This is a genomic window from Agromyces sp. NPDC052230, assembly GCF_040679595.1.
Lineage (GTDB): Bacteria > Actinomycetota > Actinomycetes > Actinomycetales > Microbacteriaceae > Agromyces.
In genome coordinates, this window is the sequence record NZ_JBFAVC010000004.1 from 361,814 (window position 1) to 386,461 (window position 24,648).

General features: G+C 71.8%; 27 protein-coding genes. 14 read left to right on the forward strand and 13 right to left on the reverse strand.

Features of this window, described 5'->3' with window-relative positions:
- Positions 1-5: 5 nt before the first annotated feature.
- The gene (locus tag AB0K73_RS11645) at positions 6-641 is read right to left on the reverse strand and encodes an HAD family phosphatase (RefSeq protein ID WP_360512376.1); all 636 of its coding nucleotides are present in this window, start codon (positions 639-641) and stop codon (positions 6-8) included.
- Between the two features lie 22 nt (positions 642-663).
- On the opposite strand from AB0K73_RS11645, the gene AB0K73_RS11650 reads away from it, so the two are divergent.
- Positions 664-1,509 carry an ADP/ATP-dependent (S)-NAD(P)H-hydrate dehydratase gene (locus AB0K73_RS11650; protein WP_360512374.1) on the forward strand — a complete coding sequence of 282 codons (846 nt, stop codon included), beginning with the start codon at positions 664-666 and terminating at the stop codon, positions 1,507-1,509.
- Positions 1,510-1,512: 3 nt separating this feature from the next.
- On the opposite strand, the gene AB0K73_RS11655 is transcribed toward AB0K73_RS11650, so the two are convergent.
- The 3 genes from AB0K73_RS11655 to AB0K73_RS11665 are packed head-to-tail and all read right to left on the reverse strand — an operon-like array spanning position 1,513 to position 4,006.
- Positions 1,513-2,301, reverse strand: a complete 789-nt coding sequence (locus tag AB0K73_RS11655; RefSeq protein ID WP_360512372.1) for an amino acid ABC transporter ATP-binding protein — start codon at positions 2,299-2,301, stop codon at positions 1,513-1,515.
- A complete protein-coding gene (locus AB0K73_RS11660; protein ID WP_360512370.1) occupies positions 2,298-3,173 on the reverse strand; it encodes an amino acid ABC transporter permease in 876 nt (291 codons plus the stop codon). Before AB0K73_RS11660 ends, AB0K73_RS11655 begins: the two co-directional genes overlap by 4 nt.
- Entirely contained in the window at positions 3,170-4,006 is an 837-nt protein-coding gene (locus tag AB0K73_RS11665; protein WP_360512368.1) for an ABC transporter substrate-binding protein, read from the reverse strand. The genes AB0K73_RS11660 and AB0K73_RS11665 overlap by 4 nt, the downstream gene beginning before the upstream one ends.
- A 138-nt stretch (positions 4,007-4,144) precedes the next feature.
- Between AB0K73_RS11665 and AB0K73_RS11670 the strand changes: the two genes are divergently transcribed.
- A complete protein-coding gene (locus AB0K73_RS11670; protein ID WP_360512366.1) occupies positions 4,145-5,449 on the forward strand; it encodes a glycosyltransferase 87 family protein in 1,305 nt (434 codons plus the stop codon).
- 18 nt (positions 5,450-5,467) lie between these two features.
- Entirely contained in the window at positions 5,468-5,788 is a 321-nt protein-coding gene (locus AB0K73_RS11675; RefSeq protein WP_360512364.1) for a thiamine-binding protein, read from the forward strand.
- 44 nt (positions 5,789-5,832) lie between these two features.
- On the opposite strand, the gene AB0K73_RS11680 is transcribed toward AB0K73_RS11675, so the two are convergent.
- The 6 genes from AB0K73_RS11680 to AB0K73_RS11705 form a co-directional block, all read right to left on the reverse strand.
- The gene (locus AB0K73_RS11680) at positions 5,833-6,483 is read right to left on the reverse strand and encodes a response regulator transcription factor (protein WP_360512362.1); all 651 of its coding nucleotides are present in this window, start codon (positions 6,481-6,483) and stop codon (positions 5,833-5,835) included.
- Entirely contained in the window at positions 6,484-7,749 is a 1,266-nt protein-coding gene (locus AB0K73_RS11685) for a hypothetical protein (RefSeq protein WP_360512360.1), read from the reverse strand.
- The gene (locus AB0K73_RS11690) at positions 7,746-8,903 is read right to left on the reverse strand and encodes an ATP-binding protein (protein ID WP_360512358.1); all 1,158 of its coding nucleotides are present in this window, start codon (positions 8,901-8,903) and stop codon (positions 7,746-7,748) included. The genes AB0K73_RS11685 and AB0K73_RS11690 overlap by 4 nt, the downstream gene beginning before the upstream one ends.
- Before the next feature lie 109 nt (positions 8,904-9,012).
- Positions 9,013-10,218, reverse strand: coding sequence for a homoserine O-acetyltransferase (locus AB0K73_RS11695; RefSeq protein ID WP_360512356.1), 1,206 nt, complete (start codon positions 10,216-10,218; stop codon positions 9,013-9,015).
- A 115-nt stretch (positions 10,219-10,333) separates the two neighbouring features.
- Positions 10,334-11,659, reverse strand: a complete 1,326-nt coding sequence (locus AB0K73_RS11700) for a bifunctional o-acetylhomoserine/o-acetylserine sulfhydrylase (protein WP_360512354.1) — start codon at positions 11,657-11,659, stop codon at positions 10,334-10,336.
- A gap of 108 nt (positions 11,660-11,767) precedes the next feature.
- A complete protein-coding gene (locus tag AB0K73_RS11705; protein ID WP_360512352.1) occupies positions 11,768-12,883 on the reverse strand; it encodes an acyltransferase family protein in 1,116 nt (371 codons plus the stop codon).
- Positions 12,884-12,973: 90 nt separating this feature from the next.
- Between AB0K73_RS11705 and AB0K73_RS11710 the strand changes: the two genes are divergently transcribed.
- From AB0K73_RS11710 to AB0K73_RS11730, 5 genes are read left to right on the forward strand one after another with little or no spacing between them, the layout of a single operon-like run.
- On the forward strand, positions 12,974-13,759 hold the full coding sequence (locus AB0K73_RS11710; protein ID WP_360512350.1) for an SDR family NAD(P)-dependent oxidoreductase: 786 nt from the start codon (positions 12,974-12,976) through the stop codon (positions 13,757-13,759).
- Between the two features lies 1 nt (position 13,760).
- Positions 13,761-14,312 carry an ion channel gene (locus AB0K73_RS11715; RefSeq protein WP_360512348.1) on the forward strand — a complete coding sequence of 184 codons (552 nt, stop codon included), beginning with the start codon at positions 13,761-13,763 and terminating at the stop codon, positions 14,310-14,312.
- Positions 14,313-14,359: 47 nt separating this feature from the next.
- Positions 14,360-14,884 (forward strand): phosphoribosyltransferase, encoded by a 525-nt coding sequence (locus AB0K73_RS11720; RefSeq protein ID WP_360512346.1) that lies wholly within the window; start codon positions 14,360-14,362, stop codon positions 14,882-14,884.
- Positions 14,881-15,600: a Type 1 glutamine amidotransferase-like domain-containing protein gene (locus tag AB0K73_RS11725; RefSeq protein WP_360512344.1), complete on the forward strand. Its 720-nt coding sequence runs from the start codon at positions 14,881-14,883 to the stop codon at positions 15,598-15,600. Before AB0K73_RS11720 ends, AB0K73_RS11725 begins: the two co-directional genes overlap by 4 nt.
- 1 nt (position 15,601) lies before the next feature.
- The gene (locus AB0K73_RS11730; RefSeq protein WP_360512342.1) at positions 15,602-16,294 is read left to right on the forward strand and encodes a uracil-DNA glycosylase; all 693 of its coding nucleotides are present in this window, start codon (positions 15,602-15,604) and stop codon (positions 16,292-16,294) included.
- 43 nt (positions 16,295-16,337) lie between these two features.
- On the opposite strand, the gene AB0K73_RS11735 is transcribed toward AB0K73_RS11730, so the two are convergent.
- Positions 16,338-16,916 carry an N-acetyltransferase family protein gene (locus tag AB0K73_RS11735; protein WP_360512340.1) on the reverse strand — a complete coding sequence of 193 codons (579 nt, stop codon included), beginning with the start codon at positions 16,914-16,916 and terminating at the stop codon, positions 16,338-16,340.
- A gap of 103 nt (positions 16,917-17,019) precedes the next feature.
- The gene (locus AB0K73_RS11740) at positions 17,020-17,667 is read right to left on the reverse strand and encodes a hypothetical protein (protein WP_360512338.1); all 648 of its coding nucleotides are present in this window, start codon (positions 17,665-17,667) and stop codon (positions 17,020-17,022) included.
- Positions 17,668-17,715: 48 nt separating this feature from the next.
- Between AB0K73_RS11740 and AB0K73_RS11745 the strand changes: the two genes are divergently transcribed.
- From AB0K73_RS11745 to AB0K73_RS11770, 6 genes are read left to right on the forward strand one after another with little or no spacing between them, the layout of a single operon-like run.
- Positions 17,716-19,140 (forward strand): amidase, encoded by a 1,425-nt coding sequence (locus AB0K73_RS11745; RefSeq protein WP_360512336.1) that lies wholly within the window; start codon positions 17,716-17,718, stop codon positions 19,138-19,140.
- Positions 19,141-19,182: 42 nt separating this feature from the next.
- On the forward strand, positions 19,183-20,166 hold the full coding sequence (locus AB0K73_RS11750) for a siderophore-interacting protein (protein WP_360512334.1): 984 nt from the start codon (positions 19,183-19,185) through the stop codon (positions 20,164-20,166).
- Between the two features lie 20 nt (positions 20,167-20,186).
- Positions 20,187-21,248 (forward strand): iron ABC transporter permease, encoded by a 1,062-nt coding sequence (locus AB0K73_RS11755; RefSeq protein ID WP_360512332.1) that lies wholly within the window; start codon positions 20,187-20,189, stop codon positions 21,246-21,248.
- The gene (locus AB0K73_RS11760; RefSeq protein WP_360512330.1) at positions 21,245-22,351 is read left to right on the forward strand and encodes an iron chelate uptake ABC transporter family permease subunit; all 1,107 of its coding nucleotides are present in this window, start codon (positions 21,245-21,247) and stop codon (positions 22,349-22,351) included. The genes AB0K73_RS11755 and AB0K73_RS11760 overlap by 4 nt, the downstream gene beginning before the upstream one ends.
- On the forward strand, positions 22,348-23,160 hold the full coding sequence (locus AB0K73_RS11765; RefSeq protein ID WP_360512328.1) for an ABC transporter ATP-binding protein: 813 nt from the start codon (positions 22,348-22,350) through the stop codon (positions 23,158-23,160). The genes AB0K73_RS11760 and AB0K73_RS11765 overlap by 4 nt, the downstream gene beginning before the upstream one ends.
- Positions 23,161-23,197: 37 nt before the next feature.
- On the forward strand, positions 23,198-24,217 hold the full coding sequence (locus tag AB0K73_RS11770) for an iron-siderophore ABC transporter substrate-binding protein (protein WP_360512326.1): 1,020 nt from the start codon (positions 23,198-23,200) through the stop codon (positions 24,215-24,217).
- Positions 24,218-24,248: 31 nt separating this feature from the next.
- On the opposite strand, the gene AB0K73_RS11775 is transcribed toward AB0K73_RS11770, so the two are convergent.
- Positions 24,249-24,647 carry a Fe-S oxidoreductase gene (locus AB0K73_RS11775; RefSeq protein WP_360513010.1) on the reverse strand — a complete coding sequence of 133 codons (399 nt, stop codon included), beginning with the start codon at positions 24,645-24,647 and terminating at the stop codon, positions 24,249-24,251.
- Position 24,648: the final 1 nt, after the last annotated feature.

Below are 24,648 nucleotides of genomic sequence, written 5' to 3' on the forward strand. Positions count from 1 at the left end.
CGCACTCAGGCGGCAAGGCTCCGGAGCCACGACTCGAGCGTCGCGGCACCCGTGAACACATGCCCCGAACCACCCACCGCCTCGGCACCGGTGACGTTCTCGGACTTGTTGTCGATGAAGACGAACTCGGCGGGCGTGATGCCGAGTTCGTCGATCACGTGCTCGTAGATCTCGGCGTGCGGCTTCACGAGTCCGAGCTCGCCGCTCACGAACACCCGCTCGAACAGCGGGGCGAACGAGCCGAACCGCAGCCAGCCGGTGAAGTCCGCGCCGGCGTTCGAGAGCAGCGCGATGCGCGTACCGCCCGCGGCCAGCGCATGCAGCACCCCGAGCGTGCCCGGATCCACGCTCAGCCAGCTGCGGTGATCGATCGCCCAGAGCTCATGCACGTCGATCGGGCTCCAGCGCACGCCGACCTCGCGCGCGACGAGTTCCCAGTACTCCGCGATCGACACCGTGCCCTGGTCGAGACCCTCACGATGCGCCCAGTACGCCGGCCAGAGCACCTCGCCCGGCACGCCGGCTCGCGCCGCGAGCGCGGACCGATCGGCGTCGGTCGGCTCGCGTGAGATCACCTCCCCGTAGTCGAAGACGACCACACGCGGCGAGAGGCTGATCGGTGCGGGAACATTGCGGGGCATCCACCCAAACTATCGTTGGAGCATGACGGCCTGGCAGGAGTGGACCGCGGATGACGCGGCGAGATGGATCGCGGCACCGACGGCGGAGGACGACAAGTACACGCGGGGCGTGCTCGGCGTCGTCACGGGCTCGCCCGACTATCCCGGGGCGGCGGTGCTCGGCGTCGAGGCCGCGCATCGAGCCGGCGTGGGCATGGTGCGCTACGTGGGCCCGCGCGCGCTGCGGCAGGCGGTGCTCGCGAAGCGCCCCGAGACCGTGACCGTCGCCGGGCGGGTGCAGGCGTGGCTCATCGGATCGGGTATCGACCAGGGTCGCCGCTCGTTCGTGCTCATCGGCGACCTCGAACACGCGCTGACCGATCGGGTTCCCGTCGTGCTCGATGCGGGCGCCCTCGACCTCATCGGCACCCACACCGCCCCCACGGTCATCACTCCGCACGCCCGCGAGCTTGCGAAGTTGCTCACCGCGCGCGAGATCCCGGCGACCGTCGAGGAGGTCCGCGCCGATCCCCGCGGCTGGGCGGAGCGGGCCGCGAAGGAATTCGGCGTGGCCGTGCTCCTCAAGGGCGCCGTGACGCATGTGTGCGACCCCCACGGTGACCGCTACACGGTGGCGGCGCCAACCCACTGGCTCGCCACCGCCGGATCCGGCGACGTGCTCGGCGGCATCCTCGGCGCGCTGGCCGCCACGCATCATCGCGAACTCGCGACGAACGCCGAAGCGCTCACGGCGCTCGCGGCGACGGCGGCGTGGGTGCAGGGCGAGGCGGCCCGCACCGCCAGTGCGGCGGCGAGCGGGGGTCCCGTGACGGCGCTCGACATCGCCGCCGCGGTGCCGTCGGTGGTCGGCGCGCTCCTCGAGCGCTGAACGTCAGCCGCGCGGCAGGAATCGCGCGAGGAACTCGCGCGTGCGCGGCTCGCGCGGGGAGCTGAAGAACTCCGCGGCGGGCGAGTCCTCGATGATGCGGCCGCCGTCGAGGAACACCACCCGGTCGGCGACGTCGCGAGCGAAGGCCATCTCATGCGTGGCCATGACGATGGTCGTGCCCGACTCGGCGAGCGAGCGTACGAGTTCGAGCACCTCGCCGACGAGTTCGGGGTCGAGCGCGCTCGTCACCTCGTCGAGCAGCAGCAGTTCGGGCGACGTTGCGATGGCCCGCACGATCGCGACCCGCTGCTGCTGCCCGCCCGAGAGCCGGTCGGGGTAGGCGCGTGCCTGCTCGGCGAGGCCGATGGAGTCGAGCAGCTCGAGCGCTCGGCCCTCGGCCTCGGCCCGGGGCATCCGGTGCACGAGGCGCGAGGCGAGCGTCACGTTCTGGAGCACGCTGAGGTGCGGGAACAGGTTGTAGTGCTGGAAGACCACGCCGATGCGGGCCCGGACTCGATCGGCATCGACCCGCGGATCGCTGACGTCCTCGCCGGCGAGGAGGATGACGCCGTCGTCGATCGACTCGGTGAGGTTCACGGTGCGCAGCAGCGTCGACTTGCCCGAGCCACTCGCCCCGACGAGGGCGACCACCTCGTGCGCCGCCACGTCGAGGTCGACGCCGCGAAGCACCTCGCGGTCGCCGAAGGCGCGACGGATGCCCCGGAGTCGCAGTACGGGCGTCGCGTCCGGGGTCGCGGCATCCGCTCGACCGACGCCGCCGAAGCCCGTCACACCAGGCTCCCGGCCTGCTCGCGGGCGCGCATGCGCGCCGACACCCAATCGGTGAGCCGGATGGTGGGCCACGCGAGCAGCACGAACAGGAGCCCGGCCACGACGTACGGCGTGTAGTTGAAGAAGTGGGCGGTCTCGATCTGCGCCGCCCGCACGGCGTCGACGGCTCCGAGCACGGAGATGAGGCCGACATCCTTCTGCATGGCGACGAAGTCGTTCATGAGCGCGGGCGTGACCCGCCGCACCGCCTGCGGCAGCACCACCCGGCGCATGGTCTGTCCGTGGCTGAGGCCGAGCGAGCGCGCCGCGAGCCGCTGCGACGGATGCACGGAGTCGATGCCGGCACGGAACACCTCGGCGACGTACGCCGAATAGGTGAGGATGAGCGCGATGGTGCCCCAGAACGCGGCGGGCATCCGCTCGAAGAAGTCGAGCCCCGGGATGCCGTAGCCGACCAGGTACAGCACGATGATGAGCGGCATGCCGCGGAACAGGTCGGTGTACGCCGCCGACAGGGCGCGCAACGGGAAGAACACCGGCCCGCGGAGCGTACGGAGCGCTGCCAGCAGGAGGGCGAACACGAGCACGCCGATGCTCGCCACGAGGAGCACCTGGACGTTGAGCCAAAGGCCATGGAGCACGCGCGGGAGCGACGCGAGTGCGACTTCGGGGTCGAAGAAGCTCTGCTGCACCCGCGCCCAGCCGGGCGAGCCGACGAGGGCGAAGCCGAGGGCCACCGCGAGCGCGATCGTCGAGGCGGCTCCGATGAGCACCGAGCGCAGCGTCTGCCGGCGACGGAACGCCCGCCGGCCGAGCTCGAGTTCGCTCGGCCGCCGGGCGGCGTCGACCGCGGATGCCGCGGCATCCGTCATTCGAGGACGGGCGCCGCGTCGTCGCCGCCGAGCCACTCCGCCGCGAGTTCATCGAGCGTGCCGTCCTCGCGGAGCGCGTCGACCGCCTCGGTGACCTTCTCGGTGAGCGGGGAGTCCTTCTCGAGCACGAGGCCGAACTCGTCGCCGCCGCTCGTCGACGGCAACTGGCCGACGATCTCGCCACCGTCGAGCTCGACGGCCGTGAGGTAGAACGCGGTCGGCAGGTCGACGACGATCGCGTCGACCTGTCCGGATTGGAGGGCGAGCTTCGCGTCGTCGTTCGTGTTGAAGACCTGGGCACCGGCGGTGGGTGCGATGACGTCCTCGACCGCGTCGAGGCTCGTCGTGCCCGTCTGCGCGCCGATGAGGAGGCCCTTCAGGTCGGCGATGGTCGTCGCGTCGACGGCGGGGGAGTCGTCGACGGAGATCACGACCTGGGTGGTCTCGTAGTAGGGCGAGGAGAAGTCCACCGCCTCGGCGCGCTCGGGCGTGATGGAGAACTGCTGCAGGTTGAAGTCGAAGTCCTTCGGGCCGGGTGCGATCGCCTGGTCGAAGGTCGTGCGCACCCACTCGACGTCGCCCTTGCCGAAGCCGAGCTGCTCGGCGACCGCGTAGGCCACCGCCGCCTCGAAGCCCTGGCCCGATTCGGGCGCGTCGTCCTGCACCCACGGGTAGTAGGCGGGTTCGCCCGTGCCGATCGTGAGCTTGCCGGGCGTGACGTAGTCGCTGTCGGCGTCGTTCGCGTCACCGGCGCCGCCGGATGCGGCGCAGCCGGCGAGGAGGAACGCGGCGGATGCGAGGACGGCGAGGGCGGAGAACGGGCGTCGGTTCATCGGTGGCCTCCGGGATGCTGGCGGGGTTGCGTGGCGGTGATGCTGCGGGGTCGCGCGGGGCGCATTCCAGCATGCCGCACTCCGCCGACACGTGGTGGGAGGCGTGGCTGAATGTGACGCTCGGATAGGCTCGTCGCCATGATGAAGGGGGGCGTTCGCGAGGCATCCGCTTCGCCCTCACCGCACCCGGTGGGCCTCGCCGGCCGGCTGAGCCCCCGCATCCGCGGATTCCTCGGCGAGCGAGTCGCCCTCTGGATCGCCTTCGCGCTCGTGCACACCGCGCTCATCCAGCTGAACCTCCGGGCGCCCGGCTGGCCGCTCGGCGATGTCGAGGGCGTCTACCGGGTGTGGGCCATGAACGCGGCCGACGGCTACGTGCGCATGGGCATCGACGTGCCGTGGGTGTACCCGATCCTCGCGTTCGCGCCCATGACGGGTGCGCTCGCGTTCGGCCCCGACTGGTACAGCCAGACCTGGCTCGGCATCGTCACCGTGCTCGACGCCGTCGCGTTCGCGGTGCTCCTCGGCCGTCGGCGGTTCTCGCGGCCGCGACGGCTCGCCGCGTGGTGGTGGCTGGGCTTCCTCGCCCTCCTCGGCCCGATCGCGCTCGGGCGCATCGACGCGGTCACCGTGCCACTCGCCGTGACCGGCCTGCTCTGGGCGGCCGGTCGCCCCCGCGTCGCCGCCGTGCTCCTCACGATCGGTGCGTGGGTGAAGGTCTGGCCGGCGGCGCTCTTCGCCGCCCTCATCATGGCGTCGCGCAAGCGCGGCGACGTCGTCACCGTCGCGGCGGCGTTGAGCGCGGGCATCCTCGGCGCGAGCCTCATCGCCGGCTCGGGCCTGAACGCGCTCGGCTTCATCGGCGAGCAGGCGGGGCGCGGCCTCCAGATCGAGGCACCCGTCGCGCTCGCGTGGCTGTGGCAGATCGCCGCCGGGAATCCCGACGTGCGCATCCGCTACGACCGCGAGATCCTCACCTTCCAGATCGCAGGTCCCGGGGCGGATGTCGCGGCCGCCCTCACGACGCCGGTGATGCTGCTCGGCGTGGTGGCGGTGCTCCTCGTGGGACTCCGGGCCGTACGGCGAGGAGCCGCCTTCGGGCGCCTGCTGCCGCCGCTCGCGCTCGCCTTCGTGCTCGTGCTGATGCTCGCCAACAAGGTCGGCTCCCCGCAGTTCGTCACCTGGCTGGCCGCTCCCGTGATCCTGGGGCTCGTGCTGCGGCCACGGAGATTCGCGGTTCCCGCGCTGCTCGCCTCGGCAATCGCACTCGTGACCCAGGTGATCTACCCGTATTGGTACGACTGGCTGCTCGTCGCCCATCCACTGCTCGTGCTCGCGCTCACCGTCAAGGTGCTGCTGCTCGTGCTGCTCCTCGCGTGGTGCGTGCGAGCCGTGTGGCACGCTGGAGGCGACGTGGTGTCGCATCATCCGTCAATGGCCTGAACCACTGGAGGAAGAACCATGCTCGTCGCATTCTCGGTCGCCCCTGGCGGCACCGGCAGCGCCGACGGATCCGTGCACGACGCCGTCGCGGCGGCCGTGCGGATCGTTCGCGAATCGGGGCTCCCGAACCGCACGACGTCGATGTTCACCGAACTCGAAGGCGAATGGGACGAGGTCTTCGACGTCGTCCGCCGGGCGACGGAAGCCGTGGGCGAGTACGGATCGAGGGTGTCGCTCGTGCTGAAGGCGGATATCCGACCCGGCTACTCCGGCGAGCTCGACGCGAAGATCGAGCGGCTCGAGACCGCGATCGACGAGACGGGGGAAGGCGCGGCGTAGGGCGGTCCGCGCACGCCGCGAGGGCCGACGCGTTGCGGGATCCGTCAGTCGGACTGCAGCAGGATCCCGTCGAGGATCGCGCGCTTGCGGAGCGCCACCTTGGTGCCCACGTCGAAGCCGGCCGCACGGTACTTCTCGCGGATGCGCTTCAGGTAGCTCTTCGCGGTCTCCTCCGAGATGCCGAGCTGGAACGCGACGGCCTTGACGGGCTGCCCGGCGCCGTAGAGCGCCATGACGCGACGCTCCTGCGCCGAGAGCTTCGGAACCGCGCCCTCGTCGGCGAGGGCGTCCTCGAGCTCGGGCGTCAGGTACGACTGCCCGACCCGGGCCGCCCTGATGGCCTCGATGATGTTCTCGACGGGCTCGGACTTGACGAGGTAGCCGAGCGCGCCGGCCCCGAGCGCCTCGCGCACGACCGCGGGCTCGGAGTAGGTGCTCATGAGCATCGTCTGCACGCCGGCGCTCTTCAGCATCGACAGCTTCAGCGAGATCGGGATGTTGTCGCGAAGGTCGAGGTCGAGGAGCACCACGTCGACCGGGAACTGGGGGTGGGCGAGCAGCTCCGACCACGACGCCACGGCCGCGGCCAGGTCGATGTCGGATGCCGCGGCACGCAGCCACTCCGAGAGCGCCCCCAGCAGCATGCGGTGGTCGTCGACGATCGCGAGACGGATGGGTGGACCGTTCTCATCCATTCAGCTTCCCCTCGATCTGGCGGCCGCTCGGGCCGACGGGCTGCCTGCCGGGGAGAGCGGTGCCACCCGGCAGGCGATGTCGACGCGGAAGCCTTCGGCGCCCGGTACGACCTCGTGAATTCCGACACTACCGATAGCGTCCCATGCCGACGGGTCGACGCGGCGACGCGAGACGCCCGCGATCTCGATCGCCATGGCGAATCCGTTCGGATCGCCGTCGGCCCGGTCGCCCGTCTCCCGGCAGCGCACGATCGCCGACATCGGCTGGGTCGGCTTCTTCGGCCGGTCGGCGACGAGCAGCCAGAGCGCGAGCAGGAGCCCGTCGCGCTGGGACTGGGAGAGGAGCCCGGCGCATCCGTTCGGATCGTCGACGGTGACCCGGTCGCTGAGATAAGCGGACTCCGTGACGGCGTGGCGGAGCCACGTGTCGGTCCGTCCCTCGATGAGGCGGACGCGGAGACGGGCGGCGAGCGTTCCGGCGCGCTCGGCGGCCTCGTCGGGCAGCGGGATGGCGATGCGCCCCGACCCCACGTCGTCGAGCAGGGTCTCGGCGTCGAAGTCCAGCTGGGCGAGCTCCTCCGAGGCGCGCATGCCGACGGCCGACCTCGAGGTGCCGACGGTGCTCTGCACGAGCGAGAGGTCGAGTTCGCGACCGACCAGGCGCCGGAACCCGTCGACCCCGACCGTGACGATGAGCACCGGGAAGACGGCGGATGCCGCGACGGCGACTCCGACGACGGTGGCGATGCCCGCGGCATCCGTCTGCGCGATCGCCCCGACGGCGATGGCCACGCCGATCGTCCCCGCGACGACGAGCGGGACCCGGGTTCCGCGGATGGCGGCGACCGGCATCAGCACGGCGCCGGCCGCGGCGGCGGCGGTCGGCGCGACGCCGAGCCGCAGCAGTCCGGCGGTCGCGACGAGATCCAGTGCCACCGGCACGACGAGGGCGGCGAGGAGCAGCACGTAGAGCCAGTCGGGAAGGCTGCGCCAGATGATGCGCGACAGGGCACCGACGCCGACGATGACCGCGAGCGCGATCCACGCCGGCCACGGGCCGAGACCCGACAGCAGGAAGTACGGCGCCATGGCGATGGCGTGCACCAGGTGCGCGAGCACCAGGAGGGCCGCCGCGATCGTGACGCCCGTGGCGAGGCGCCGGCCCCCGTGGCTGTCCCGCACATCTCGTGCGATGCGCGTGGATCGCGCCGGTCGCCGGAACGCGCGAGGCCGCGCGCGGAGATCGTCGATGTGTTCGTCGCTCACGGCTTGGGCACCTCGAGCATGACGGTCGTGCCGGAGCCGGGGGAGGAGAAGACGCGGGCGCGTCCGCCCACCGTGTGCAGTCGCCCGACGACCGACTCGGCGTAGCCGAGGCGCGCACCGTCGATCGTGTCGGGCTCGAAGCCGCGCCCGGTGTCGGTGACCATGGCGCGGACGGTGCGGTCGTCGTCGGTGACGGTGACATCCGCTTCGTTCACGCCGGCATGACGGCGCACGTTCTCGAGGCATTCGCCGAGCGCGCCGAGCAGCGCGTCGAGCGTCTCCCTGGGCAGGGCGAGCTGGCCGGCTCCGTGCCAGTTCACGTCCAGGCCCATGCGCGCGAATCGCTGCCGCACCGCCTCGAACGTCGTGCCGAGCTCGTCGTCGGAGGAGTCGGGGGAGAAGATCGCCGTCGAGCCCGCGTCGAGCGGCGCACCCAGCCGCAGTTGGCGCAGGAGCCGTGCATCGTCGCCGGCCTGCTGCCGGAGGGCGCTCGGCCCCACGCCCACGCCGGAATGGGCGAGGAGCGAGAGGGTCGCGAGCACCGTGTCGTGCAGCACGCGCGCGTCCTGGCGTTGCTGTGCCTCGAGCTCGCTCGCGAGGCGCTCGGCCTCGTGTGCCCTGCCCACTTCATCGATGCGGTCCGAGGCGTCGGCGATGGCGCGGTCGATCCATACGCCGAGCGCCATGCAGGCCGCCCACCCGGCGATGGTCGTCACCGCGACGGCGCGGAGGTCATGGCCCCACGCCGAGGTGACCCAGATCGCGATGAGCATGGCGCTGAGGAGGCCGACGACGAGCAGCCGTCCGTGCCGGCGCACGACGAGGGTGATCGCGACCGATGCCGAGCTGACACCGCCGGTGATCGCCAGCGACGTGATCGTGGCCGGATCGATGACGGAGGCGGTGCCGAATATGACGATGCGCGTGATCGCCACGGCGATCACGCCGAGGGCGGGAAGGAGGAGGCCCCGCGCGGAGTGGACGCCCACGAGTGCTGCGATGGCGGCACCGGAGAGTGCGGCGACGACGAATTCCATGCCACTGGATGCACCGGGAATCAGCATGCAGGCGAAGGCACCGGCCGCACCGACCAGGCCGGTCACTCGCGTGAGACGTCGCAGCAGCCGGTCGCGTTCCTTGTGGATGCGCTTCACTCCACCCCCTCAGCAGGGTCTCACACCCGGCATGCGAGTGCCGTCACCTCGAAACTGTAGTCGAGAATTCCCCCGTTTCGCGTGGGCGGGGAGCGCGCGGGCGTGCGGCTCAGGCCGCGAGCAGATCCCGCAGGGCTTCGCCGACGGCGGCATGCTCGATGAGGAACGCGTCGTGCCCGTATTCGGAATGCAGCACCACGGGCTCGGGGCCGTGCACGCTGTACCGGAGCAGGGCCGCGATCTCGACCTGCCCCTCGAGCGAGAAGTAGCGGTCGCTGTCGATGCCGAGCACGAGGCTCGCGGCCGTCACCCCGTCGAGGGCGCCCGCGACGCCGCCGCGGCCGCGGCCCACGTCGTGGGAGTTCATGGCCTGCGTGAGCACGACGTAGCTGTTCGCGTCGAAGCGACGGGTGAACTTGTTGCCGTGGAAGTCGAGGTAGGACTCGACCGCGAACCGGCCGCCCCCGCCGAGGGGATCGAGCCCCGATTGCCAACTCCGCTCGAACCGCGAGTTGAGCTCGGTCGCGGTGCGGTAGTTGAGCATGGCCATGCGCCGGGCGAGTGCGAGCCCGCGGCTCGGCCCCTCGCCGTCGGGCGCGTCGTAGTAGTCGCCGCCACGGAAGGCGGGGTCGCTGCGGATGGCCTCGATCTGCACGGAGTTCAGCGCCACCTGGTCGGCCGTCGCCGCGGGCGGCCCGGCGAGCACCGCGATGCGCTCGACGGCGTCGGGTGCCATGATCGCCCACTCGAGCACCTGCATGGCTCCCATCGAGCCGCCGACGACGGCGGCGAATCGCGGGATGCCGATGCGCTCGGCGAAGGCGATCTGGGCCCGCACCTGGTCGCGGATCGTGAGGAACGGCAGCCGCGCGCCCCACTCGATGCCGTCGGGCGCGAGCGATGCCGGCCCGGTGGAGCCCTGGCATCCGCCGATCACGTTGGGGGCGACCACGAAGTACCGGTCGGTGTCGATCGGCAGCCCGGGCCCGACGACGCCCGGCCACCACCCGGCGCTCGGGTGTCCGGGACCGGCCGAACCGATGACATGGCTGTCGCCCGTGAGGGCGTGCAGCACGAGGACGGCGTTGTCGGCCTGCGGCGACAGCGTTCCCCAGTGCTCGTAGGCGATGCGCACCCCGGGCAGCGTCTCGCCGGAGTCGAGGGGCAGATCGCCGATGCCGACGAACCGGCGGTCGCCGACGGGGTCGCCCTCGCGCCACGCGCCGGTCGCCGGGGCGCGACCGGCCATCGTCAGCGCACGCGCCTCGGAGACGATGCTCGCGGGCATCGCATCGGCCGTCGTCTGCCAGTCCATGTTCCGATTCTCCCCAACCCCGATGACGGTCGGGTCATTGTTACACCGTTTCACCGCGAAGACGGCGGATGCCGCGAGCCCAGTCGGCCCGCGGCATCCGTCGTCCGGTGCAGGTTCAGACCCGGCTGGCCTCCGCAGCGGCACGCGCGGCGGCCAGGCCCGCCTCGAGGTCGGCCTTCAGGTCGTCGATGTTCTCGATGCCCACCGAGAGGCGCACGAGACCGGGCGTGACGCCGGCCGTGAGCTGCTGCTCGGGTGTGAGTTGCGAGTGCGTCGTGGACGCCGGGTGGATGACGAGCGAGCGCACGTCGCCGATGTTCGCGAGGTGGCTGAACAGCTTGAGGTTGTCGACGAGGGCACGACCGGCGTCGACGCCGCCCTTGAGCTCGAACGACAGCACGGCACCGACGCCCTTGGGGGCGTACGTGTTCGCCGCCGCGTACCAGGGGCTCGAGGGGAGGCCCGAGTAGTTCACGCTCGCGACGTCGGCGTGGTTGTCGAGCCATTCCGCGATCTCCTGCGCGTTCTGCACGTGTCGCTCGATGCGCAGCGACAGCGTCTCGATGCCCTGGATGAGCAGCCACGCGCTCTGCGGGGAGATGGCCGAGCCGAGGTCGCGGAGCAGCTGCACGCGCGCCTTGATGATGTAGGCGAGGCCGTCGCCGACCGCGGCCGTGTAGCTCGCGCCGTGGTACGACGGGTCGGGCTCGGTGAGACCCGGGAACTTCTCGACGTTCTTCGACCACTCGAACGTGCCGCCGTCGACGATGGCGCCGCCGATGACGGTGCCGTGGCCGCCGAGGAACTTCGTCGCCGAATGCACGATGATGTCGGCGCCGTGCTCGAACGGGCGGATGAGGTACGGGGTCGCGATCGTGTTGTCGACGATCAGCGGGATGCCCGCCTCATGCGCGACGTCGGCGACGAGGCGGATGTCGAGCACGTTGATCTTCGGGTTGCCGATGGTCTCGGCGAAGAGGAGCTTCGTGTTCGGCCGAACGGCGCGACGCCACTCCTCGGCGTCGTCCTGGTTCTCGACGAACGTGGTCTCGATGCCGAGCTTCGCGAGCGTGTACTTGAAGAGGTTGTACGTGCCGCCGTAGATCGACGAGGAGGAGACGATGTGGTCGCCGGCCTGCGCGATGTTCAGCACCGCGAAGGTCTCGGCCGCCTGGCCGGATGCCACGAGCAGGGCGCCGGTGCCCCCCTCGAGCGCGGCGAGACGCTCCTCGACGACGGCGGTCGTGGGGTTCATGATCCGGGTGTAGATGTTGCCGAACTCCGCGAGGGCGAAGAGGTTCTTCGCGTGCTCGGAGTTGTCGAACACGTAGGAGGTGGTCTGGTAGATCGGCGTCGCGCGGGCGTTGGTCGTGGGGTCGGGCGCTGCGCCCGAATGCACCTGCTTCGTCTCGAAGCGCCAGTCGGCGGTGTTCTCGCTCATCGGGGTCTCCTTCTCGGGGCGGGAGTCCCCCCACCCGGTGCGAGCCACGTTACGTTCGCGCCCACGGCGCGGCAACGCGCGCCGACACACGGCGTAACCGCGTTCGCATCAGCCCTTCGGAGGGGGATCTTCGGAGGCCGCAGGCGGAAGCGCCTCGGGCGGAAGCACGATCGTTCCGGTGGCCGTCATCGGCTCGGGCCGCAGGAGCCACCTGGCACGCGGCTCCACCAGCGGCCGGAAGACGCGCCGCACCGGCTTCAGCGACAGGACCACCGCGATGCCGATGCAGAACAGGATCATCGCGGGCAGCACCCAGAACGGCTGGTCGCCGGCGAGCATGCCGGTCTCGCGGAAGGGGAAGAGCACGAACGTGTGAAGGAGGTAGATGTACATGGTCGCCGTGCCGAACGGCGTGAACCACGTCGCCCCGCGGGGCATGAGCACGAGGAACGCCCCCGTGAGCACGAACGCACCGATCAGCAGGACGAGGCGGATGACCCCCGACCACGGCTCGTCGTAGCCGATCGCCACGTACGCCTCGTCGTAGAGCATGAAGCGGCGCAGCTTCAGGTCCCGCCAGGTCTCGATGGCGACGGGCATGATCACGAGCACCGCCGCGAACAGGGCGATCGCGCCTGCGCGCCACCGCCACGCGATGCGCGCGGGCAGTTCGAGCCACCGGCCGGTGAGCTGCCACTGGCGGAGCTTCCAGCCGAAGACGAAGAACGGCAGCATGCCGAGCGTGCGAGAGAGCGCCAGCGTCGAGTCGATGGTCTCGGAGTACCCGGCCCCGAGGGAGATGACGATGGCGATGATGAGCGGGTAGCGCAGGAGCACGAGGAAGGGCAGCACGATGCGCCAGATCGCGAGGGCGATGAGGAACCAGAGGGTCCACGAGGCGGTCGTGTAGTCGAGCTCGAACGCGCCGCCGAGAAGCCACCGGATGACGGTCCAAATCGTCTCGAAGATGAAGAACGGGAAGACGATGTCGGTGAGGATCTGGCGCATCGCCCGCGCGTTCGGTGGTCCGGACTTCGCGAAGTAGCCGCTCACGGTCACGAACACGGCGACGTGGAACGAGTAGATGAACAGGTACACGCTGTAGGCGACGTTGTCCTCGCCGATGAGGGGGAGGATGCCGTGGCCGACCACGACGAGCGTGATTGCGATCCACCTCGCGTTGTCCCACAGCGGCACGCGCCGTCGCTTCGTGGGTGTCGTCACGTGCGGCCTCGTGTGCATCGCCCCATTCAAACACCCCGTCGCCGGCCCGCCCCGGGGGTTGCGCGTCGGCGGAGACGGCAGAATGGGCGCATGAGTGAGCTTCGGGCGGTCGTGACAGGTGCGAGTTCCGGGATCGGTGCGGCGACGGTGCGCGCGTTCCGTGCGGCGGGGTGGGACGTCGTGGGCGTCGCCCGCCGCGAGGACCGTTTGCGGGCGCTCGCCGAGGAGACCGGGGCATCCGTCTTCGTCGCCGACGTCACGAAGCAGGAGGACGTCGACGCGTTCGTCGCCCACCTCCAGGCGACCGGGCCGGTGCACGCCCTGGTGAACAACGCGGGCGGCGCCAAGGGACTGGATTCGGTCGAGGCGTCGTCGCTCGACGACTGGGCATGGATGCTCGAGGTGAACGTGCTGGCCCTGAAGCGCGTGACGAGCGCGCTGCTCCCGCTTCTGCGACGCGGCGCGACCGGACGCGGCGTCGCCGACATCGTGAACATCACCTCCATCGCGGGCCACGTCGCGTACGTCGGCGGCGGCGGCTACAACGCGGCGAAGTTCGCGGCGCACGCACTCACCGCGGTGCTCCGCCTCGAGCTCAACGGGGAGCCGATCCGGGTGGTCGAGGTCGCACCCGGCATGGTGAAGACCGACGAGTTCTCGCTCGTGCGCTTCGGCGGCGATCGCGAGCGCGCCGACGCCGTGTACGAGCAGGTGCCCGAACCGCTCGTCGCCGAGGACATCGCCGAGGTCATCGTCGACGCGGTGCTGAAGCCGCGGCACGTCGACCTCGACCTCATCGTGGTGAAGCCGGTCGCTCAGTCGGCGCCGCACCTGGTGGCGAAGGGCGAGCTCCGGGTGCGGGAGGACGTGGGGTGACGTGACCGAGTCGGCCAGGGCCGATCGCCGCGCTCGCTGGGAAGGGCGCACGGCGACGCCCCTCGTCGTGCTCACACCGCGCGGTGAGCGCTGGAGCTTCGTGTGGCGGCATCCGATCGACGTGCTCTCGGCGGTCCTTCCGCTGTTCCGGGCACTGCGCGTCGTGTCGCTGCTCGGTCAGGTGCCCTACCTCCAACGCCGGAGCGGCGCGGCCGTGCGCACCCGGGTCATCGTCTACGCCCTGAGCTACGCGGTCGTGTTCGTGTACTTCATCGCGCTCGCGACGCTCGCCGCCGAACGCGACGCCCCCGGCGCGACCATCACCTCGTTCGGCGACGCCGTATGGTGGGCCGCCGTGACGATCGCCACCGTCGGATATGGCGACACCTATCCGATCACCGTGCTCGGGCGCAGCTACGCCATGCTCCTCATGGCCGGTGGGCTCGCCATCGTGGGCACGGCGTCGGCGACGGTCATCTCGCTCATCAACGAGCGCATCGGCCAGGTGCGGCAGCGCCACGACGACGAGCCGCCGACCGACGGCAGGGTGTGATTCCGGATGTCGCGGCCGGCACCGCGCCCGACGGTTAACCTGTGTGGATGACCTTCGATGCGAACGACGCCGCCGACGGCGTCGACGGGATCCGCCGCGAGATCCTCACCTGGGACGAGTTCGGCACGGCCGCACGGTCGCTCGCCGGTGACGTGCTGCGATCGGGCTTCCGTCCCGACGTCGTGATCGCCATCGCGAGGGGAGGGCTGCTGCTGGCCGGGGCGATCTCGTACGCGCTCGGCACCAAGGCGTGCGGCTCCATCAACGTCGAGTTCTACACCGGCATCGACGAGCGCCTGCCCGAACCGGTGCTGCATCCGCCGATGCTCGATGCGCCCGCCCTCGGCGGGCGGCGGGTGCTGCTCGTCGACGACGTGTCGGACTCGGGCAGAACCCTCGCGAAGGTCGTGGCGATCATCCGCGACGCGGGCGCCGAGGTGCGCACCGCGACCCTGTATACGAAGTCGCACACGGTGCTCGCACCCGACTACGACTATCGCCGCACCGACGACTGGATCGTCTTCCCCTGGTCGGCGCAGCCGCCCGTCGAGCTCGCGGAGGCGGTCGCGTGAGCGTGCACCTGGTCGGCGGCGGCTGGCAGGACGAGCCCGACGGCGCCGCGTTCGCCGAGTTCCTCACCGAGTCGGCAGAGCGTGCCGCCGCATCCGGTCGCGACCTGCCGCGCGTCGCGGTCATCTCGGTGCGCGACGGCGACGAGGCCGAGCACGCGGCGAAGCTCGTCGAGGCGGCGTCGGCCGCGCGTGAGTTCGAGGCGCACGTGACGGCGGTCGGGCACGACGGCGAGATCCCGGCGAGTGCGTTCGCCGATGTCGACGGCATCCTCGTTGGCGGTGGTCTCACGCCCGTGTACCGCGACCTGCTCGAACCGCACTTCGGCGAACTGCGCCGTCAGGTGGCGGCCGGCGTGCCGTACGCCGGCTTCTCGGCCGGCGCCGTCATCGCGGCTGAGCATGCCCTTGTCGGCGGCTCGCGCATCGGCGGCGTGCCCGTCGCTCCCGAGGAGGCCTCGGAGGACCTCGACGAGCTGACGGTCGCCCCCGGCATCGGCCTCGTGGACGTGTCGATCGACGTGCACGTCGCCCAGTGGGGCACGCTCTCGCGGCTGGTGTCCGCCGTGGAGGCGGGCCTCATCGAACGCGGGCTCGGCATCGACGAGCTGACGGCGCTCATCGTGGGGGAGGGCGGCCTCCGCGTCGCGGGCCACGGCAGCGTCTGGCGCGTGGTGCCCGGCGATGCCGGCGTGGTCGTGTCGACGATCGGCGCCTGAGGTGGCGAAGACCCTCGACGAGCTCGCCGCCGACGGCCTCCTCGACCCCGGTTGGGCCCGCGCCCTCGCGCCGGTCGCGCCGGCGATCGCCGCGCTCGGCGAATTCCTCCGTGCCGAGACGGCGGCCGGGCGAGGTTACCTGCCGAGCGGCGACCGCGTGCTGCGGGCGTTCGGCTCACCGCTCGACCACGTGCGGGTGCTCATCGTCGGGCAGGACCCGTACCCGACGCCGGGGCATCCGATCGGCCTCTCCTTCGCTGTCGACCCGCACGTGCGACCCGTGCCGAGGAGCCTGCAGAACATCTACCGAGAGCTCTCCGACGACCTGGGGATCGCGCCGCCCGCGCACGGCGATCTCACGCACTGGGCCGGGAACGGCATCATGCTGCTGAACCGGGTGCTGACGGTACAGCCGGGCCAGCCCGCATCGCACCGCGGCCGGGGGTGGGAGCAGGTCACCGACCACGCGATCCGAACGCTGGTCGCGCGGCGCCGGCCGCTCGTGGCGATCCTGTGGGGTCGGGACGCGCAGAACCTGCGGCCGCTCCTCGGAGAGACGCCCGTGATCGAGTCGGCGCATCCGAGTCCGCTGTCGGCCTCACGCGGGTTCTTCGGGTCGCGACCGTTCAGTCGGGCGAACGCGCTGCTCGTGGCGCAGGGCGGCGAGCCGGTCGACTGGCGCCTGCCCGCCTGAGCGCCTGCCCGCCTGCGACCGGCCGACGCGGGACATCCGCTCGCTACTTCAACGACTTCTGCAACAGCACGGTGCCGAGCCACCGGTCGAACTTGAAGCCGACTCGCCCCATGCGGCCGATCTCCACGAAGCCGAACTTCTCGTGCAACGCGATCGACGCCTCGGCACCCTGGTCGGCGATCACGGCGATCATCTCCTTGAGCCCGGCGGCCTTCGAGCGCGCGATGAGCTCGGCCATGAGTGCCCGACCGAGGCCCTTGCCGGCGGCCGCCGGCCCCAGGTAGATGGAGTTCTCGACGGTGTAGCGGTAGGCGCGCTTCTGCTTCCACGGCGCCACCAGCGCGTACCCGAGGATCTGGCCCGACGGCGACTCGGCCACGAGGAACGGCATGCCGAGCTTCTGCAGGTAGGCGAACTTCGACTTCCACTCGCGGAGCGTCATGGCGTCCTCGTCGAACGTCACCATGGAGTTCGCGACGTAGTAGTTGTAGATCTCGCGGATCGCGGGCAGGTCGGGGACCCCGGCGTCCCGGATCGAGAACTCGAACGGCGACTCGGCCGGCTCGGGCTTGCGCAGGTGGCGGGGCAGCACTCGCCGCTCCTGGTATTCCTCCTCGAGCATCAGGCCAGATTACTCCGCGAATGTTGCGGCCGGATGTCGCGGGCACCGCCCGTGGAGCAGGCGCGGTCGCGAGCCGAGCACGACAAGGGCTCGCGGGCGACGGTCAGAGCACGATGTTCAGCTCCACCTCCGCCGCGATGAGGGCGGCCACCGCCGACGCGATCCCGGTCGCGAGCAGGAGGCCCGGATGCGCCAGGCCGATGACCACGCGTCGAAGGTCGGGGCGGCCGGCGAGGAGGCTCTCGGGCACCTCGCTCCTCGTCGGCACCTCTCGCCAACCGCGGAGCCGGGCGAGAAACCACACGCAGCGCACGATGAGGGCTCCCCAGAGCACGGCCGTCACGGCCGGCGTGAGCGCCGCCATGACGTCGAACCCGATGCTCGCGACCTCCTCCTCGTCGTTCTCCGCGGCGAGCTGGATCGACGTCGAGATGACGGCGCCGAGCACGACCGACGCCGACCATGCCATGAAGGCGAGCACGAGCGTGACGAAGCGCACGAAGAAGTGCCCGAACACCGTCGTGCGGTCGTGCAGGTGATCCCTGGGGGTCACGCTCAGCACGAAGATGGTGGCGGCGAGGGTCGGCGCCACGAGCACGAGCACGAAGAGCAACCAGGTCGCCGTGGGCCAGTCGAAGAGGCCGGCGATCACCACGAGAGTCGTGAAGGCCGCGGCCCAGGCGGCACCCCAGACGAGCGGATGCGCCACGACCGACGCCCCAGCCGCTGTCGCTCCGCCGCCCGTCCGCATGCCCTCACCCTAGCGATGGGCGGGCCGTCCCGACCGTAGGCTCGGAGGATGACCGAGCTGCACGAAAACACCGCCCTCGAGCTCCACCAGTTGCTGCAGCGCGGTGAGGTATCGCCTCTGGAGGTGGCCCGCCACTATCTCGACCGCATCGAGCGGCTCGACGGCACCATCGGCGCCTTCGCCGAGATGACGCGCGACGCCGCGCTCGAACGGGCGCGATTCGTGGCGGAGCACGTGCCGACCGCGGCTCCGCTCTGGGGCATGCCGCTCGCCGACAAGGACCTGCATCGACGTGCCGGCGTGCCGGCCCGATTCGGCTCCCGCGCGTTCACCGACTTCGTGCCCGACGAGTCCGACGAGCTCGTGCGCGCGATCGACGAGGCGGGCGCCGTGAGCCTCGGCAAGAGCGCGACGCCCGAGTTCGGCCTGCCGTCGTACACCGAGGGACTCGCCGGGCCGCCGACACGGAACCCGTGGGACCTCACCCTCGGCGCGGGCGGCTCGAGCGGGGGGGCGGCGGCGGCAGTGGCATCCGGAATGCTGCCCTTCGCGCCGGGCTCCGACGGCGGTGGATCGATCCGCATCCCGGCGGCGGCGTGCGGACTCGTCGGCCTGAAGCCGTCACGGGGCCGGGTGCCGGCGGGGGCGGGGCTGGCGAGCCTCGCGGGACTGGGCGTCGTCGGCCCGATCGCACGCACGGTCGCCGATGCGGCGCTGCTCCTCGACGGGCTCATCGCGCCGACCGGGTATCCCGCCCGGCACCGGTACGCCGTGCGTGCGCCGGGGGACGACGGGCCCTACCTCGGGGCGGCCATCCGCGGCGAGGGTCGCTTCCAGCTCGGCGTCATGACCGACTCCCCGTGGGACGACGCCTACGAGATCGCCATCGCGCCCGAGGCGCACCGCGCGTTGGAGCGGGCGATCGCCGCCTTCGACGGGCTCGGTCACGGCATCGAAGCGTTGCCGCCGGTTCCCGAACCGGAGTACGCGACCGCGTTCCGCACGATCTGGCAGGCCGGTGCGGCGACGATCCCCGTGGACGGCGAGGCCGAGGCGCTGCTCGAGCCGCTCACGCGGTGGCTGATGCTTCGCGGTCGGTCGGTCCCTGCCCGGCAACTGGCCGAGGCGTTGGCGTGGCTCGCGGGATTCGAGGAGCGCGTCATCCGCCGCCTCGCCTCGTTCGATGCCGTGCTGACCCCGGCGCTCGCCCTCACGCCGCCGCCCGTCGGCTGGTACGACCAGGAGGACGGCGAGCGCAATTTCGCGCAGCAGGTGCAGGTGACGCCGTTCACCTCCTTCGTGAACGTCTCGGGGCTCCCGGCCATCACCGTGCCGGTCGACGAGACGGCCGACGGCGTGCCGATGGGCGTGCAGCTCATCGGCCGGCCTGGCGGCGAGGCGACCCTCTTCGCGCTGGCGGCACAGCTCGAGCGTCGAGTGCGCCGCGGGCATCGGCATCCGCCGATGTGGTGACGACGCGTTCGCGGCTGCGGCCAGGTGTGCAAGACTTAGGTAATGCTTACCTTACTTTCGGATGCCGCAGCGTCACCGTTCGCCCCGCCGCGTGAACGTCCCGCATACCGCAGCTTCCGCGTCCGCGTGTCCCGGGTCGAGCACCTGACGCCGCACTTCACGAGCATCACGTTCACGGGCGACGAGCTCGACACGTTCGGCACCGCCGGATTCGACCAGCGCGTGAAGGTCGTGCTGCCGCTGCCCGAGGTCGGCTTCGCCGCGTTCCCCGACGGTGAGGACTGGTACGCCGCGTGGCGTGAGCTTCCGCCCCAGCTGCGCAACCCGTTCCGCACGTACACCGTGCGCGCGGTGCGGCCCGACGCGTGTGAGGTCGACCTCGTGTTCGTGGCCCACGGCGACGCGGGGCCCGCCTCGGCCTGGGCGGCGTCTGCCGCACCCGGCGACGAGATCATGCTGATCGGACCCGACGAGTTCAGCGCCGGACGCACCGTCGGCATCGACTGGCGACCGGGCGACGTCGAGACGCTTGTGCTCGCCGGCGACGAGACCGCGGCGCCGGCGATCGCGTCGATCCTCGAGTCGCTGTCCCACGACGCGCGGGGCATCGCGATGATCGAGGTGCCGAGCGCCGGCGATCGCCTCGACATCGTCGCGCCCGATGGCGTCGAAGTGCGCTGGCTGCCCCGCGACACGACCGGATGCTCGCACGGCGCGCTGCTCGTTCCGGCCGTGCGCGACTGGGTCGTGCGGCACCTCGCTGGCCGCGGCCTCGCCCGGACGACCGACGCCGCCGAACGCGCGGACGCCGAGCTCGCGCCCGCCGAGCGCGCCGAGGCCGATGACGCACCGCTCTGGGACGTGCCCGAGGGGCAGAGCCTCGACGGCGACTGCTACGCCTGGCTCGCGGGCGAGGCATCCGCCATCACGACCCTTCGCCGTTTCCTCGTTCGCGAGGCCGGACTCGACCGCCGCCAGGTGGCCTTCATGGGCTACTGGCGCATGGGTCGAGCCGAGCTCGACTGATCCGCGAGGTGAGCGAACGGATGTCGCGCACCGCACCGGTGGCATCGCCCACCGCCTCCGCCGTCGTGCCCGGTCGTCGCGCCGGCCGGCGCCTCGGGCCCGCTGCGGTGTTCGCCGGCTCCGTGGTGCTGCTCGGCGTCGTCGTGGTCGCGAGCCTCGCGATCGGCACGCGGCAGATGCCGTTCGACGTCATGCTGCAGGCGTTCACGTCGCCGGTGGCCGGCGACCCCGGCCAGATTGTCCTGCGCGACCTGCGGTTGCCGCGTGCGGTCATCGGCGTCATGGCGGGGGCCGCCTTCGGGGTGGTCGCGGCGCTCCTGCAGGGCGCGACGCGCAACCCGCTCGCCGACCCCGGCCTGCTCGGCATCAATGCGGGAGCATCGCTCGCGGTGGTCGCGGCCATCACCTTCGCGGGCGTGGCCTCGCCGTTCGGCTTCATCTGGTTCGCGTTCGGCGGTGCGGCGCTCGCCGCGGCCGTCGTGTTCGCCATCGGATCCGCCGGTGGTGGTGCGACTCCCTCGAGGCTCGCACTCACGGGAGCGGCGGTCACGGCCGCGGCGACCCCGCTCATCACGCTGCTCCTCATCCGCGACGAGGGCACGCTCTCGCAGTACCGCTTCTGGTCGGTGGGCTCCCTCGCGGGTCGCGGCCTCGAGGCGGCGACCGTGCTCTGGCCGTTCCTCGTCGTCGGCCTCGCGCTCGCCGGGTGGCTCGCGACCCGGCTCAACCTGCTCGCACTCGGCGACGACCTCGCGCGTGGCCTCGGCGTGCGGCTCGGCGTCACCCGCGTCGTCACCGCGGCCGCCGTGATCGTCCTGGCCGGCACCGCGACCTCGCTCGCCGGGCCCATCGCACTCCTCGGCCTCGCCGTCGCCCACGCTGCGCGCGGACTCGTCGGCGGCGACTACCGATGGCTCATCCCGGTCGCCGCGGTGCTCGGCGCGATCGTGCTGCTCGCCTCCGATGTCATCGGTCGAGTGGTGGTGGCTCCGGCCGAGCTCGAGGCGGGCATCGTCGCCGCGATCGTCGGCGCCCCTGTGCTCATCGCGCTCGTTCGGCGCACGAGGGGGTCGGCGCTGTGAGCTCCGAACACGATGTCGGGTCCGTCGCGCCGGTCGCACCCGTCGCGTCCGCGCCGTCCGGCGAGCGGGTCGCAGCCGCCGTCGCCTCGCTGCGACTCGGTCGCGCCCGGCGGCGTCGGCGTGGGGCATCCGTCATCGCCGCCGTTGCGCTCGTCGGCGTCGTCGCGGCGACCGCGTCGCTGCTCATGGGTGCCGCCGGACTCGGCGCCTCGGACCTCGTCGCCGCGATCACCGGACAGGGGTCTCCGAAGGCGGAGTTCGTCATCCTGCGGCTTCGCCTGCCGCGAGTGTCCGCGGCCGTCATCGCGGGGGCCGCGCTCGGGCTCGGCGGCGCGCTGTTCCAGACGACGCTCCGCAACCCGCTCGCGAGCCCCGACCTCCTCGGCGTCACCGGCGGCGCCAGCTTCGCCGCGGTGGGCTCGATGCTCGTGCTCGGACTCGAGGGCCCGGCGGTCTCGCTTGCGGCATTCGCCGGGGCGTCGACGGTCGCGGCGCTCATGTGGGGGCTCGCCTGGCGCGGTGGGCTCACCGGCATCCGCTTCGTGCTCGTGGGCATCGGCCTCGCCTCGATCGTGTCGGGCCTGCTCGGCTGGCTCATCACGCGCGCCGACCTGCGCGAGGCGTCGGAGGCGCTCGTCTGGATGGTCGGCGGCATCGCCTCGGTCGGGTGGGACGAGCTCGCCACCGCCGGCGCCGTGGTCGTCGTGCTCCTCGTCGCGACGGCGATCTTCGCCCCTCGGATGCCCCTCCTCGACCTCTCCGACGACAGTGCTCGTTCGGTCGGGCTCTCCGTCACGCCCGCCAGGGCGGTGGCCATCGTGCTCGGCGTCGGCCTCGTCGCCGTCGCGACGGCGCTTGCCGGGCCGGTCGCCTTCGTGGCCCTCGTCGCCGCCCCGATCGCCCGCGCGCTCGTGGGACACGGGCGGGCGGCGCTCGCGGCGTCGGCAGGCGTCGGCGCGGCCATCGTGCTCGTCGCCGACCTCGTGGCCCAGCACGCGTTCGCCGGCGTCTCGGTTCCCGTCGGCATCGTCACGGGCCTCATCGGGGCGCCGTACCTCCTCTGGCTCATCGCCCGGGGCAATCGGAAAGGGTTCGCCGGATGACCCGCTCGGCAGTCCACTCGCTTCGCGCCGAGGCGCTCACGCTCGCCTACGACGGGCGCACAGTGATCGAGCGACTCGACCTCGAGATCCCCGACGGGCGCATCACGGCGATCGTCGGTCCCAACGCGAGCGGCAAGTCCACGCTCCTCCGGGGCCTGGCCAGGCTGATGCGCCCCGAGGCCGGACGGGTCACGCTCGGCGGCCGCGACATCCGCTCGTACGCACCCAGGGAGTTCGCACGTCGCGTCGCCGTGCTGCCGCAGCAGCCCATCGCGCCCGAGGGCGTGCTCGTGGCCGAGCTCGTGGCGCGCGGGCGTCACCCGCACCGAGGGTGGTTCGGCGCACGGTCGAGCGACGACGACCGCGTGGTCGCGGAGGTGCTCGAGGCGACCGGCACCGCCGAGCTCGCCGACCGCGCCGTCTCCGAGCTGTCGGGCGGGCAGCGGCAGCGCGTCTGGATCGCCATGGCGCTCGCGCAGCGGGCCGACCTCGTGCTGCTCGACGAACCGACGAGCTTCCTCGACGTCAGCCACCAGCTCGAGCTCCTCGACCTCCTCACCGAGTCGAACCGCGAGCACGGCACGACGGTCGTCATGGTGCTGCACGAGCTCAACCTCGCGGCCCGCTACGCCGACCACCTCGTCGTCGTCGACGGTGGGCGCATCGCCGCGGTGGGGGAGCCGGCCGAGGTGATGACCGCCGAGACGGTGGGCGCGGCTTTCGACCTGGACTGCATCGTGGCCGATGACCCCGTCACGGGTGCTCCCATGCTCGTCCCGATCGGACGATTCCACCGAGCCGCACAGTAGCCCACCGAAACAATCACCACCACTCGAAAGGAATTCCATGCCCTCCCGACGCACCCCTGCCGTCATCGCCGCAGCCGCCGCCCTCGCCCTGACCCTCGCCGGATGCTCCGCACCCGCGTCGGAGGCCGATGACGCCGCTGCGGCATCCGACGGCACCTTCCCGGTGACCATCACGCACGCCTTCGGCGAGACGGAGATCCCCGCCGAGCCCGAGCGCGTCGCCACCTGGGGCTGGGGCAGCACCGAGGCGGCGCTCGCGCTCGGGGTGGTGCCCGTCGCGATGGCACAGCAGTCGTACGGCGCCAACGATGAGGGCGTGCTCCCGTGGGTCGCCGAGGAGCTCGACGAGCTCGGCGAGGAGACTCCCGTCATCCTCACCGACGGCGGTGAGGCGCCGCCGTACGAGGAGCTCGTCGAGGCCGCGCCCGACGTGATCCTCGCCCCGTATTCGGGCATCACCGAGGAGCAGTACGTGCTGCTCAGCGAGATCGCCCCAACCGTCGCCTACGAGGATGAGGCATGGACCACGCCGTGGCGCGATGTCGTCACCACCGTCGGTGCCGCGCTCGGCAAGGCCGACCAGGCCGAGGCCGTGCTCGACGGCCTCGACGCCGAGCTCGCAGCCCAGGCCGAGGCGCACCCCGAGTTGGCGGGGCTCACCGTGGCCGCCGTCTGGGATGTCGCCGGCACGTTCTACGTCTACACACCCGAGGACTCGCGCGTGGAGTTCCTCTCGGCGCTCGGCCTCGAGGACGCGCCCGCCGTCGCCGAGCTCGCGAACGGCGACTCGCCGTTCTTCTACACGCTGAGCTACGAGCAGCTCGACCGGCTCGACAGTGACCTGCTGATCAGCTACCACGACACGCAGGCGGAGGCCGAGGCGTTCCTCGCGTCGGGGCCGATCCAGGCCATCCCGGCCGTCGCCGGCGGGCAGGTCGCCCAGGTGGTCGGCACCGAGCTCATCGCGGCGGTCTCACCGCCCACCGCCCTGTCGCTGACCTACGGGCTCGTCGAGCTCGTCGCGGCGCTCTCGGCGGCGGCGCAGGCGGGCGACTGATCCGCGGCGGCGCTGCCGACGCGTCGACGCGTCAGCGCGGCGTGCCGGGCCTCCGCACCGGGCGCCCGCGGCGCACGTAGCCGCCGGCCTCGAGTCCGGCCTCGATCTCGAAACGGTTCCGCAGCGGATCGAAGCCCGAGATGGCGTAGAGCAGCGGGAAGATCATGCCGTACGTGCGCCACTGCGTCTTGTGCACCGCCTCGTGGCCGAGCACGAGGTCGCCGTCGTTGCGGTCGGTGAGGTAGCAGCCGCCGACGCATGAGCCGCCGCGCCCGAAGGTCCACTTCGGCATGCCCGTGAAGACGATGAGCCCCTGCCGCACCCGGATCGGCCCGGTGCTCCAGATGAACCCCCAGGTGAAGCCGACGAGGGTCGCCCACCAGTACCCCGCGCGGCTGATGGGGGAATCCGTGAGGCGGATCCGGAGCATC

Excerpts from the sequence above, each read along its gene's own strand:
- AB0K73_RS11645 (WP_360512376.1), bottom strand. The coding sequence starts at position 641 with ATGCCCCGCAATGTTCCCGCACCGATCAGCCTCTCGCCGCGTGTGGTC.
- AB0K73_RS11650 (WP_360512374.1), top strand. The coding sequence starts at position 664 with ATGACGGCCTGGCAGGAGTGGACCGCGGATGACGCGGCGAGATGGATC.
- AB0K73_RS11660 (WP_360512370.1), bottom strand. The coding sequence starts at position 3,173 with ATGACGGATGCCGCGGCATCCGCGGTCGACGCCGCCCGGCGGCCGAGC.
- AB0K73_RS11665 (WP_360512368.1), bottom strand. The coding sequence starts at position 4,006 with ATGAACCGACGCCCGTTCTCCGCCCTCGCCGTCCTCGCATCCGCCGCG.
- AB0K73_RS11670 (WP_360512366.1), top strand. The coding sequence starts at position 4,145 with ATGATGAAGGGGGGCGTTCGCGAGGCATCCGCTTCGCCCTCACCGCAC.
- AB0K73_RS11675 (WP_360512364.1), top strand. The coding sequence starts at position 5,468 with ATGCTCGTCGCATTCTCGGTCGCCCCTGGCGGCACCGGCAGCGCCGAC.
- AB0K73_RS11680 (WP_360512362.1), bottom strand. The coding sequence starts at position 6,483 with ATGGATGAGAACGGTCCACCCATCCGTCTCGCGATCGTCGACGACCAC.
- AB0K73_RS11695 (WP_360512356.1), bottom strand. The coding sequence starts at position 10,218 with ATGGACTGGCAGACGACGGCCGATGCGATGCCCGCGAGCATCGTCTCC.
- AB0K73_RS11700 (WP_360512354.1), bottom strand. The coding sequence starts at position 11,659 with ATGAGCGAGAACACCGCCGACTGGCGCTTCGAGACGAAGCAGGTGCAT.
- AB0K73_RS11710 (WP_360512350.1), top strand. The coding sequence starts at position 12,974 with ATGAGTGAGCTTCGGGCGGTCGTGACAGGTGCGAGTTCCGGGATCGGT.
- AB0K73_RS11720 (WP_360512346.1), top strand. The coding sequence starts at position 14,360 with ATGACCTTCGATGCGAACGACGCCGCCGACGGCGTCGACGGGATCCGC.
- AB0K73_RS11735 (WP_360512340.1), bottom strand. The coding sequence starts at position 16,916 with ATGCTCGAGGAGGAATACCAGGAGCGGCGAGTGCTGCCCCGCCACCTG.
- AB0K73_RS11740 (WP_360512338.1), bottom strand. The coding sequence starts at position 17,667 with ATGCGGACGGGCGGCGGAGCGACAGCGGCTGGGGCGTCGGTCGTGGCG.
- AB0K73_RS11745 (WP_360512336.1), top strand. The coding sequence starts at position 17,716 with ATGACCGAGCTGCACGAAAACACCGCCCTCGAGCTCCACCAGTTGCTG.
- AB0K73_RS11750 (WP_360512334.1), top strand. The coding sequence starts at position 19,183 with ATGCTTACCTTACTTTCGGATGCCGCAGCGTCACCGTTCGCCCCGCCG.
- AB0K73_RS11755 (WP_360512332.1), top strand. The coding sequence starts at position 20,187 with ATGTCGCGCACCGCACCGGTGGCATCGCCCACCGCCTCCGCCGTCGTG.
- AB0K73_RS11765 (WP_360512328.1), top strand. The coding sequence starts at position 22,348 with ATGACCCGCTCGGCAGTCCACTCGCTTCGCGCCGAGGCGCTCACGCTC.
- AB0K73_RS11770 (WP_360512326.1), top strand. The coding sequence starts at position 23,198 with ATGCCCTCCCGACGCACCCCTGCCGTCATCGCCGCAGCCGCCGCCCTC.
- AB0K73_RS11775 (WP_360513010.1), bottom strand. The coding sequence starts at position 24,647 with ATGCTCCGGATCCGCCTCACGGATTCCCCCATCAGCCGCGCGGGGTAC.